We start from the raw sequence: 12470 nt of genomic DNA, 5'->3' as shown, positions 1-12470 counted from the left end.
CTTTAATTTTATTTATTCTTCTAAAGATTTTTTTGTTGCGTTAAATATCTTTTGATATCCTGTACAACGACATAAATGTCCTGAAATTTCTCTCTTTATTTCTTCATCAGTAAATTTCTTACCACTATTTACAAGGGAAGTAGTTGTAAGGACTAACCCAGGAGTACAAAAACCACATTGTACTGCACCTTCTTCTATATATGCTTTTTGCACCTTTGAAAGTTCTCCATTTTTCTCTACTCCTTCTACTGTTAAAACCTCTTTCCCATCTGCCCAAACAGCCATATATATACATGAGTCTATTGGTACTCCATCTACCAATACTGTGCAAGCACCACATTCTCCAACAGAACAACCTCTTTTTACTCCTGTATAATGTAATCTTTCTCTTAATACATCTAATAAAGTTTCTCTTATATCCACTTCTAGACTATGCTTTTTTTCATTAATTGTAAGAGTTATTCTCTTCATAAATTCATTACTCATTAACTACACCTCCAGCCCTTTTAATTACCTCTAAGATTCCTCTCTTAGTTAATTCTTTTATCAAATGTTCTCTAAAATCCTTAGAACCTCTCCACGAATTTCTTGGTTTAGCATCTAGTAATGCTTTTTCTGATATTTCTATAATATTTTTCATATTTATTTCAATGCCCCTTGCAAAATCTTCTGCTTTTAAGCATCTTACTGGAGTTGGTGCTGCTACCCCCAATGATATTCTTAAATCATTAAATTTATTATTTTCAATAGCTCCAACTACAGATACACCTAACATTGCTATATCCATAGCCTTTCTATTACTAAATTTTATATAATTTCCTTTATATCCCTTATAATCTTCTTTTCTTATTATTATCTTTACTAATATTTCATCTGGAAAAATACTAACCTTACCTGGTCCCAAATAAAATTCTCTTATCGGCACTATTCTTTCTTCATTTTTTCTTCTTAACAAAAGCTGTGCATTTAAAGCAAATAATGTTGTTGCACTATCTGCTGAAACTGCCCCGTTACATACGTTTCCACCAATAGTTGCCATATTTCTCACTTGTGGTCCACCCATAGATACTGCTGCTTCTGATAATACATATATATTTTCGTTTATTATTTCATTTCTAAATATATCTGTAAAAGAACACATAGCTCCTATTTCTATATCCTCATTCTCATTTAATTGTATTGCTTTTAACTCTTCTATATTTCTTATACTTAAAAGCTCGATTCCAAGCATATCACCATGGTGTAATTTTATTAACACATCTGTTCCACCAGCAATAATTTTTATATTTTCTTTATTATCTAAAATATCTAAAGCTTCTTCCATAGTTTTAGGTTCATAAATATTACTTATATCAAACATGTCTCTTCCTCCTTATATTAGTCCAAGTTCTTTAAATTTCTCAAAAACTGACTGAGGATTCATTGGAATTTTATTAAAGGCAACTCCTGTTGCATCTAATACAGCATTACGTATTGCTGGTGCTGGTGATATTGTTGTATTTTCACCAAGAGATTTTTGACCAAACCCAGCTGCTGGTTCAAATTTTTCTACAAATGCAGAGCCTATATTAGGAGTATCCATTATTGTCTGTAATTTATAATCCAATAAATTATTATTTAATGTTTTTCCTGTTTTTTCATCAAATAACATTTGTTCTGAAAGTGCATATCCTAATGACATGCTAACTCCACCATGCACTTGTCCTTCTGCTAATTTATGATTCATTATTATGCCTGAATCATGCACATTATAAATTTCTAATACTTCTATTTGTCCAGTTTTCATATCTACTTCTACTTCTACAAAAGTTGTACCATATGCTATTGCATTACTTCTAACGTTTACAGATGTATCACTTGTTATAGGTGCAGATTTTATTCTGTCATAAAATGATTCCATAGCTATTTCTTCTAATGAACAAACAACCCTTCCCAATTCCTTTTCAATAATATTACAATTTTCCATATCTAATGCTTCTTTATCTAATCCACATTTATCGCTTGCAAATTGTAAAACCTTATCCTTAACCTCTAAAGCGGCCTTTTTAACAGCTGCACCTGATACAAATGTTTGTCTTGATGCGTAAGATCCAGTATCGAAAGGTGTTATATCAGTATCTTGATTACTTATAACATGTACCATATCCAAAGGAAGCCCTAACACTTCTGATACCATTTGTCCAAATACAGTATCACTGCCTTGTCCTATTTCAGTAGCTCCAATTTGTAGTTGAACTGATCCATCTTGATTCATAACTATTCTTGCTCCAGCAGCTTCTAATGAAACCGGATGTGTACCACTAAAATAACTAAAGCACGCCATTCCTAGACCTCTTCTTTTATCACCAGTTTGATTCTTATATAAATCTTTCTTTTTATCCCAATTTATTAACTCTTTTCCTTTTTGAATACATTCCGGAAGTGCAAAAGCTCTAGCAATATTTTTGCTAACTGGCTCTACATATCCTTCAGTAATTAAATTATTTAATCTAAATTCTATTGGATCAATATTTAATTCTCTTGCTATATCTTCAACATGACTTTCAAGAGCAAAAAACATTTGTGGTGCTCCATATCCTCTCATTGCACCTGCTACTGGTAAGTTTGTGTAAACTGTTTTCGGACTATATTTAATTGAATTAAAGTTATATAATGGTCTAAATTTTCCACCTGAACTCATAGTTACTGAATGTCCATGTGAAGCATAGGCTCCATTATTAACTAAATTTTCTACAGATGTTCCAAGTAGCTTACCATCTTTTGATACTGCAGTTTTAAATTTAAATTTCATAGCATGTCTAGTTCTACTGTCTATAAAACTTTCCTCTCTGCTTAAAGTATATCTAACTGGTCTACCATTTGCAGCTAAGCTCATTGCTACTGTTAGCGGTTCCAAAACTACATCTTGTTTATTCCCAAAACCGCCTCCAATATAAGGCTTTATTACTCTTATCTTTCCCCAAGGTATTCCAAATGCTTGTCCTACCACTCTTCTTACTATATGAGGTATTTGTGTAGATGAAACAACTATAATTCTTCCTTCACTATCAACATATGCATATGCACTATGATTTTCCATTTGACAATGCTGTACTATACTAGTTTCATAAATACCTTCAAAAAATTTATCTGCATTTTTAAAATCTTCATCTACATTTCCTGATTCTGACCCCATTTGACTTAAAATATTATTAGGTCTTTCTTCATGTATAACTGGTGCGCCTTCTTTTATTGCCTCTTCAGGATTTATAATATGAGGTAAAACTTCATATTCAACCTTAATAAGTTTTAATGCCCTTTCTGCAATGACTTCATCTTTTGCTACAACTGCTGCCACAGCATCTCCAACAAATCTTGCCTTATCTGTTAGTATAAGTCTATCTTCGATATCTCTATGGCTAGCTTCTAAGGACCAGGGATGGCCAGCTGTAGAAAACTTTATATTTGGCAAATCTTTATATGTTATTATGGCTTCTACTCCATCCATTTTTTTTGCTTCGCTCACATCTATATCTTTTATTTTTGCATGCGCATAGGGACTTCTCAGAACCTTTCCAATAAGCATATCCCTTTCAAAAAAATCATCAACATACTTTGCCTTTCCCGTAACTTTAGCAACTGCATCAATTCTATTTACATTGCTTCCTATTACTTTATAAGTCATTTTACACCTCCAAAAATACTTTTTTGTAACTGTTTACAGAAGTAGATTATTTAATAATATTACTTTTGTAATATCCTGTCAATAATTACTTTTTATGTTTTTATTATAAGAGTAAAAAATTTTCAAATTAATTTTTTACTCTTACTTACTATTTTAATAATCTGTACTCGTCAATCTTTCTATATAATGTTGCTATCCCAATTCCCAATTTTTTAGCAATCATCTTCTTATCTTCTGTTGTTGTACCATAAATATCTAATGCTTTTTTTATTTCCATTTCTTCTAATTCTTTAAGAGGAACAATTTCACTGCTATCTAATCTTCTTTCAACTTTTTCGCATAATAAAATATTCTTAGGTATAACTTCTTTATCTATTATTCCATCTACTCCTATCATATTAACTATAAATTCTATAGTATTTTCTAACTCTCTAACATTCCCTGGCCAAGAATATCTATAAAAAGCCCTCTTTACATCTTCTGTCATCACTATATTTTCAAAACTCTTATCCAATAAATTTGTATATTTATTAATAAAAAATTCTATTAATATCTCAATATCATCTATTCTTTCTCTTAATGGAGGAATTTCAAAAGGTATTACATTTAATCTATAATATAAATCTTCTCTAAACTTATTTTCCTTTATTAATTCCTTTAAATTTTTATTTGTTGCTGCAATAACTCTTACATCTATATCAATTTCTTTATTTGAACCAACCCTTGTTATTTTTCTCTCTTGTAGTACTCTTAGTAGCTTTGTTTGAAGATATATTGGCATATCACCAATTTCATCTAAAAAAATAGTTCCCTTATTGGCAAGTTCAAATTTTCCAATTTTACCCATAGGATCTGCACCAGTAAATGCACCTTTAACGTATCCAAATAATTCACTTTCCAATAAAGTATCTGGAATAGCACCACAATTTATTGCAACGAATGCCTTCGATTTTCTATTTCCTTCATTATGTATAGATCTTGCAAACACCTCTTTACCAGTACCACTTTCCCCAGTTACTAATACCGTTGAAGTTGATAAAGCTATTTTTTTTACTTTTCTTTTTAAGTCCTGCATTATCTTAGTTTGTCCTAAAATATTTTCTGTCTTTATTACATTTTTTATATTAGTGTATTCTGATATATTATCCCTAAATCCTTTATAGTCCCTAAACATGAAAATTTTATCAAACTGATTATCATTTAGTCCCATTGGAAAAATATTACCTATAAATTGAAAGGATTGACTTCCAATATATACTTTATATATTTCCATCTGAAATAAGCTATCTCCTGTAGGCTCAATAGACACCTTTGATATAAAAAAATTATCAACATGTTTAATTAATTCTACACCTTTAGAATTTATATGTGTTACTTTATCATTTTTGTTTAAAACCATTACTCCTTGATCCATTTTATCTATAATTAAATTTAATGATTTTACTACTACATCTTCTCTTTTTCTTTGAAAATCTTCATATGCTGCTGTACTTATAAATTCAGCTATTTGTTCCATAAAAGCTTTATAATTTTCAAATCTAGCAAGTATCTGATCTTTTTGCTCTTTACTAAAACAAACCAAGCCTATAACACCAATAATTCTTCCTTGAAACTTTATTGGTGTACTCATTTCAAATAGTTCTTCACATTTTCCTCTTTTTATACAACTACTACAAATAATATCTTTTCCTGGTTCAGTTATAGCTTTAAATTCTCCAGATTTTAAAACTTCTCTATATGCATATCCTTGCTTTGATATATCTTTATCTATTCTATTTCTATAAGCTCCTGTTGCTGCAATTCTTATTAAATTTTCATCAACCACTTCTACATCAACCATTAATATTTTTTCAACTATATTAATATATTTCATTACAGCACCTTGAATTTCTTTCAATATAGACGACATACCATAACACCTCTTTTAGCTTTTTATATAACCATGTATTTTACTTATATTATATTATTCATAGCAATTCTTATGCCATTATTTTACTAATTATATAATTATAATATTTTACTATGTTATTGCCTTAAAATATATTAAAGGCTATGCATAAAAATTCTACTTTTTTATGCATAGGCCTTATTAATCAAATTATCCTTCTATTTTATTTCTTTCATTCTCTTCATCTTCTATAGTTTGCTTTGGCAAAATAGAATTTAACAGTATTACTACTATAGTTGTTATTACAACTGGTGAACTTCCAAAAACCATACCCACTCCACTTGGAAATGCATCTAAAACTCCTGGAACTTGTGTTACTCCCATTCCAAGAGCAACAGAAAGACCAACAATACTCACATTTCTGCTTGATAATTCATCTTTAATTATTATCTTAATACCGGTCATTGTAATCATTGCAAATACAATAACAGTTGCTCCACCTAAAACACTTTGAGGTATTGTTGTAATTAAAGCTCCAAATTTAGGTATAAATCCTGCAATTAACATAAATAAAGCTGCTATAGCTACTACAAACTTACTAATAACCTTCGTCATAGCAACTATGCCAACATTTTGACTATAAGTTGCAGTTGGAAGCCCTCCAAAGAAAACCCCTATTACACTTGCTATTCCACTTGCTATTATACCGCCAGAAATCTCTGTATCTTTCGCATCTCTACCCAGTCCACCTTCTGTTATTGCCGAAAGATCTCCTACAGCCTCAACAGAATTAACTATATATATTACGCTAATAGATATTATTGCAGAAGGTACAAATTTAATTCCAAAATGCATTGGAGTTGGCATTTGTATCCAAGAAGCTTCCATTATCGGTGTAAAGTCAACTCTTCCTAATGCTACTGAAAAGACATATCCTACAACAATTCCAATTAAAATTGAAGCTAATTTAGCATACCCCTTAGTAAAGTGATTACAAAATATCACTACTATTAATGTAAGTATTGCTATCCCCCAATTAATTGGAGAACCAAAATCGCTTACACCAGAGCCTCCAGCCATATATCTTATAGCTGTTGGATATAAAGATAATCCTATTGAAAACACAACAGTTCCTGCAACTAATGGTGGAAATAACTTTCTCATTGGCTTTAAAAAAGCTCCAAATAATATAGCTACAAATCCCCCAACTAATTGAGCTCCAAAAATAGCTTCTATACCATAAGACATCCCTATTGCAGTTAAAGTTGGTACATAAGTAAAGCTAACCCCAATTACCATTGGTAATCCCGATCCTATTTTCCACAAAGGATATAATTGTATCAACGTTGCAATTCCTGCCAAAAAAAATGATGCTTGCACTAAGAGAGTTGTATCGCTTACTCCAAGCCCCGTAGCTCCAGCAACTATAAGTGCTGGAGTTACATTCCCAACTATCATAGCAAGTAAGTGCTGTAAAGACAACGGCATTGTTTTCTTTAATGATGGTACCCCATCTAAATCAAAAATCGAAGTGCTTCCAGTCCTATTTTTTCCCAATTGTAACATAATAATATATTCCCCCTCATGTAAATTTATTAATTTAAACTCAATACATCACTCGAGAATATATGATAATTATCAACTTAAAAATTTCTTCTCATATTGATAATAACCCTATTCTTATATATCTTTAGTAATAATTTCTATTACTTGCAATATTCATTACTATATATAAGTATTTAAAAATTTGTAACTACAATAGAAACTTTAATTTCCTGGTATTAAAAATAAAATAAAATAAACTCATAAACTCATTTAAATTATAATAATTCTTAAAAATTAAAGACTATATATAAGGTTATATTTTATATATAGTCTTTTACTTTAGCTTTCTATTTTACTTCTTTCATTATCTTCGTCTTCAATTGTTTGCTTTGGTAATATTAAATTAAGTAATATTACAGTAATTGTTGTAATTACTACTGGTGAGCTACCAAACACCATATTTACCCAACTAGGAAAAGCATCTAAAGCTCCAGGAACTTGTGTTATCCCCATTCCAAGAGCAACCGAAAGTCCAACCACACTTATATTTCTACTTGAAAGTTCATCTTTGATAATCACTTTTATTCCTGTCATCGTTATCATTGCAAATACAATAATAGTTGCTCCACCTAAAACACTTTGAGGTATTGTCGTAATTAGAGCTCCAAACTTTGGTATAAAGCCCGCAACTAACATAAATACAGCTGCTAGCATAATTATATACTTACTTACAACCTTAGTCATTGCAACAATTCCAACATTTTGACTATAAGTAGCTGTTGGTAAACCACCGAAAAATGCTCCAATTATACTAGATACTCCATTTGCCATTATTCCACCTGATAGTTCTGTATCCTTTGGTTCTCTACCTAATCCACCTTCTGTTGTAGCTGAATAATCTCCAACAGCTTGCACAGAATTAACTATATAGATTATTACCATAGATATTATAGCTGAAGGTATAAACTTAATTCCAAAATGCATTGGTGTTGGAACTTGAATCCATCCTACATTGGTAATTGCTGTAAAATCTACTTTTCCAATTATTATAGAAAAAATATATCCTACAATTATTCCAATTAAAATAGACGCCAATTTTGTATATCCCTTAGTAAAATGATTACAAAATAAGACTACAACTAAAGTAACAATAGCTATAGACCAATTTATAGGAGATCCAAAATCCTGTGCTGAAGCTCCACCAGCCATATATTTTATTGCTGTAGGATATAATGATAACCCTATTGTAAATACCACAGTTCCTGCTACTAATGGTGGAAATAGCTTTCTTAAAGGCTTTATAAATGCACCTACTAATATAGCTGCTATACCACCTATAAATTGTGCGCCAAATATAGCCTCTATTCCATAAGCTGATCCTATAGCTGTTAAAGTTGGTACATACGCAAAACTTATCCCCATAACAACTGGTAGTCCTGAGCCCAACTTCCAAATAGGATATAATTGCATTAATGTTGCAATACCAGCCATAAACAATGAACATTGAACTAGTAAAGTCTTATCACTTAAATCCATCCCTGTAATACCTGCAACTATAATAGCTGGAGTTACATTTCCTACTATCATGGCAAGTAAGTGTTGTAAAGACAATGGCATGGCTTTCTTTAATGATGGTACCCCTTCTACATCAAATATTGAAGTGCTCTTCTTATTTCTTTTACCCATCTCTAACATATGATATATTCCCCCTCATGTAAATTTTAAATTTAAACTAAATACATCACTCGAGAATATATAGCTATTATCATATTGAAAAAGCCTTCTCATTTTGATAATAGTTCTATTCTTTTATATCACTTAAGTAATCGTTTAAATTTTTCATATTATTTTCACATAGCTATATGTTTAATTATTTGTAACTTAAAAGAGCCTTTAAAGTTTCACTTACTTTTAAAGCAATAAGTGTGCCAAACTTTAATAGGCTCTTAATTTACTATATTCTTCTTTTTCCTCTTATTTTTACTATATAAATAATTTCTTATCCATTATTATTACATATAAATATTAAAATGATAATCCTAATTTCTTATAAATGGTATATTTACTATTATAGATTTATCAATTCGAGTATATCAATTTAATAATTTTTATCATAATGATATTACCAAATTACCTCATGTTCTATATTAAACTTTATTAACAATCTATATATTAAACTTACCATATTCCACATATTCTCTGTTTCGTCTTCACAATCAATTATTAAATATGCATTTTTACCTTCAGTATAACACTCAACTATTATATCGTATCCTTCATCATTAAAATAATTTTCTAATATTTCAGCAAGATTGTCCCCTTTTTCATATAGATAACTTTCCCCTAATTTCAGCTCTACAACATAATTTAATTTTACAATGTTATAAATATGTAAAAGTTTCTTATATGTAGTATTAATAGTACTTAATTTTTTCTTTTTGAAATTCCCCTTAATTCGCTGTCTCACTTCTTTTCCCTCACCATATAATTAATATTTAATTATTAATTTGCTTTTCAATCTTTTTATCTTCTATATAAGATACTATTATAGAAGATATCATGAATAAAATTCCTAAATACAAAATAGGTCTATTATCTTCAATAGGACATGCTCCCACAGGTAAATCCTTTCTTACTTCATATATTTTATAAAAACCATATAAGCTTACAACCATAGCTATAGCAAATAGTATATTTGATACTTTAATTATTTTTTTCACTATTATTTTCACCTTTCGTAAAGACTTTATAAAAATATAATTATATTGTAACATATTTATGTAATTTCGTGAATTTTTTTGTATCATTTTCAAATATCTTATATGCATCACTATTAAAAAATAATATTACTATCTAAAAGATATAATTATTCTCATTCCTCCCAAATTTAAAAACAAAAAATAGACATGTATAAGTTTACTTCTCCATGCCTTTTGCAAAAGCCACTTCAAACTTATCTATGTCCACTTAATAACTTAAAGAAGAAACATATAAAATAAATATAATTTCTAATCCCTAAAGTTCTAAATATATTATATAACTCTTTTTAAAGTTTTATATCTACTAAACATTATGATTTAGCTAATAAAATCTTCTTTAAGCTACTATAAAATATTATTCCTTAGTAATATCACAATATATTCTTAGCACTTCTCCAACACTCCAAGCTTGTGAATAGCATCCTCTGCTTGTAGATGAAAATTCTCCATCAAATATTTCTGCTATTCCATTTATACATCCATCTTTCATATGATCTTCAAATACAGATATCATTTCTTTTGCTTTTTTTATAGCTTTTTCATTATAATCATTTACTTTACAATAAGCTGTAATAAATGGTCCAATTAAGAATCCCCAGGTTGTTCCCATATGATAAGCTAAATCTCTTTTAAATAACTTCCCTATATATTTATTCTTGAACTCTTCATCCATAAATGAAAGAGATCTTAAACCATAAGTTGAATATAAATGCTTATATGCAACTTCAACAATACTTTTTTCTTTTTCTCTATCTAATATTGAAAATGGTAATGAAACTGCCCATAACTGATTTGGACGAATCTTATCATCATTTTCATCTACTACATCAAAAAGACATTTTTTATCTTCATTCCAAAACTTTTTATTAAATGAGTTTTTTACTTTCAATGAAAGTTTTCTATAATTTAAATCTTCTTTATTAAACTTACTTCTAAGTTCCTCCATTATACATAAAGCATTGTACCATAAAGCATTTATCTCCACAGGCTTACCATGCCTTGGAGTTACAACAAAATCTCCAACTCTTACATCCATCCAAGTTACTTGATCTACGCCTGAACCTGCAAAAATTAATCCATCTTCATCCATTCTTATTGAAAAATCTGTTTTAGTAGAATATGCTTTAAAAATCTCGACTAGTTTATCATATATTTTTTCCTCTATAAACTTGTAATCTTCATCAGTATCCGTATATTTTAAATATTTATAAACGGCTTGAAAATACCAAAGTGATGCATCTACTGTATTATATAAAGGTTCAGTATTAGCATCTGGAAATAAATTAGGTACTAGTCCATTCCTCACATATTTAGAAAATGACTCTAATATTTCTCTTGCATCCTTAAATCTTTTAGTACATAAAACTAATCCCTCAAAGGCAATCATAGTATCTCTTCCCCAATCAGTAAACCATGGATATCCTGCTAATATAGTTTTAAGTCCTGTACTATTTCTATTAACTATAAAATGATCAGAAGCTTTAACAAGATTACTAGCAAAATCATCTTTATAGCCTGCTTTTTTTATCAAATCTTCTGCTCTCTTTTTATATTCTTCTTCTATTTCAAATCCAGTTTTATTTATTTCTTCTTCTAAAGTACATATGACATAAAATCTTTTTGTTTCTTTAGCCTTTATTTTTATATTAATTTCGTATGGAGTATAATGATTATCTATACCTAAAAATCCTGTTCTATTATCTATCATATAATATTGATTTTCTTCAAATAGATAATTAGGAGTTGCCATTGTAGTAGGTATTAAACTTCTATCATAGTATTCTCCTTCTGATGCATAAAAGGTAATTTTTACATCTTTATTTTCTTCTGGTGTTAAAATAAGTTTATTACCTTCAACTTCTTTAATGAATTTTAAATTTGATTTTTCAATAGAATCTCCTGATAATCTATAATTAAATAATGGTATCATTTTGAAAGTCAAATCTTCAGTTCCATTTTCTATTTCATAACAAACTGCAGTTGTGTTGTATCCATACTCCATTGAAATACTTTTTTTAATTATCACATCTTCTACTCTATAAATATACTCTGGAATCGTATCAAAATTAAACCTATCTAAGTGCTCTTGTCCATTTTTAGATGCATTAATATATTGTTGAGATGTTAAATCATAAGTCCTACCATTTATACTTACTTCTTCTTGAGTTCTTGTAAATATTAAATATCTATTAACTGGTGGATTTAATGCTGCTATTAGATATCCATGATGCATCATAGCACTTCCCCCAGAAACTGTACAATTAGAATATCCACCTATTCCATTTCCAATCATCCAAGATAACTCATTTCCTTCTTCAATTGTTTTAAAAGAACTTCTTCCATAACTGTATGTTTTTTTCATAAATATCCCTCCAAAACTTATTTAGCTTTTGCTTTTCATATTAATTATATAATTAATCGTATATTTCTTTAATTGTATAGAAGTACAAAAAGAAGATCATTAATTCATATATTCTACAATCTTGTATTGTTAAAAATCATTAATTTATTATTTTATGTGTAACATTTATACATTTATATTCATATTATTATAATAGCTATTAGCTTTATGGCTAATCCATATAAATTCATCTCCTTCATTAATTATAAAAAA

The 12470-nt window shown here is 29.1% G+C and carries 9 protein-coding genes; all 9 read right to left on the bottom strand.

Going from position 1 to position 12470, the window contains the following annotated elements:
• Positions 1-12 precede the first annotated feature (12 nt).
• Positions 13-486: a xanthine dehydrogenase subunit XdhC gene (gene xdhC, locus CSBG_RS07720; protein ID WP_008678474.1), complete on the bottom strand. Its 474-nt coding sequence runs from the start codon at positions 484-486 to the stop codon at positions 13-15.
• On the bottom strand, positions 479-1360 hold the full coding sequence (xdhB, locus tag CSBG_RS07715) for a xanthine dehydrogenase FAD-binding subunit XdhB (RefSeq protein WP_008678473.1): 882 nt from the start codon (positions 1358-1360) through the stop codon (positions 479-481). Before xdhB ends, xdhC begins: the two co-directional genes overlap by 8 nt.
• Before the next feature lie 12 nt (positions 1361-1372).
• Positions 1373-3664, bottom strand: coding sequence for a xanthine dehydrogenase molybdenum-binding subunit XdhA (gene xdhA, locus CSBG_RS07710; protein ID WP_008678472.1), 2292 nt, complete (start codon positions 3662-3664; stop codon positions 1373-1375).
• A 148-nt stretch (positions 3665-3812) separates the two neighbouring features.
• A complete protein-coding gene (locus CSBG_RS07705) occupies positions 3813-5573 on the bottom strand; it encodes a sigma 54-interacting transcriptional regulator (RefSeq protein WP_008678471.1) in 1761 nt (586 codons plus the stop codon).
• 189 nt (positions 5574-5762) lie between these two features.
• Positions 5763-7118 carry a nucleobase:cation symporter-2 family protein gene (locus CSBG_RS07700; protein WP_008678469.1) on the bottom strand — a complete coding sequence of 452 codons (1356 nt, stop codon included), beginning with the start codon at positions 7116-7118 and terminating at the stop codon, positions 5763-5765.
• A gap of 318 nt (positions 7119-7436) precedes the next feature.
• Entirely contained in the window at positions 7437-8792 is a 1356-nt protein-coding gene (locus CSBG_RS07695) for a nucleobase:cation symporter-2 family protein (protein ID WP_008678466.1), read from the bottom strand.
• 427 nt (positions 8793-9219) lie between these two features.
• Entirely contained in the window at positions 9220-9564 is a 345-nt protein-coding gene (locus tag CSBG_RS07690) for a hypothetical protein (RefSeq protein ID WP_008678464.1), read from the bottom strand.
• 28 nt (positions 9565-9592) lie between these two features.
• Positions 9593-9817, bottom strand: coding sequence for a hypothetical protein (locus CSBG_RS07685; RefSeq protein WP_035285168.1), 225 nt, complete (start codon positions 9815-9817; stop codon positions 9593-9595).
• Between the two features lie 394 nt (positions 9818-10211).
• Positions 10212-12218 carry an amylo-alpha-1,6-glucosidase gene (locus CSBG_RS07680; RefSeq protein ID WP_008678461.1) on the bottom strand — a complete coding sequence of 669 codons (2007 nt, stop codon included), beginning with the start codon at positions 12216-12218 and terminating at the stop codon, positions 10212-10214.
• Positions 12219-12470: the final 252 nt, after the last annotated feature.

Origin of the sequence: Clostridium sp. 7_2_43FAA, from assembly GCF_000158375.2 — a bacterium.
Classification (GTDB): domain Bacteria; phylum Bacillota; class Clostridia; order Clostridiales; family Clostridiaceae; genus Clostridium; species Clostridium tertium.
The sequence above is the reverse complement of the archived record's forward strand: the minus strand, read 5'-3'. Positions and strand labels throughout refer to the sequence as shown.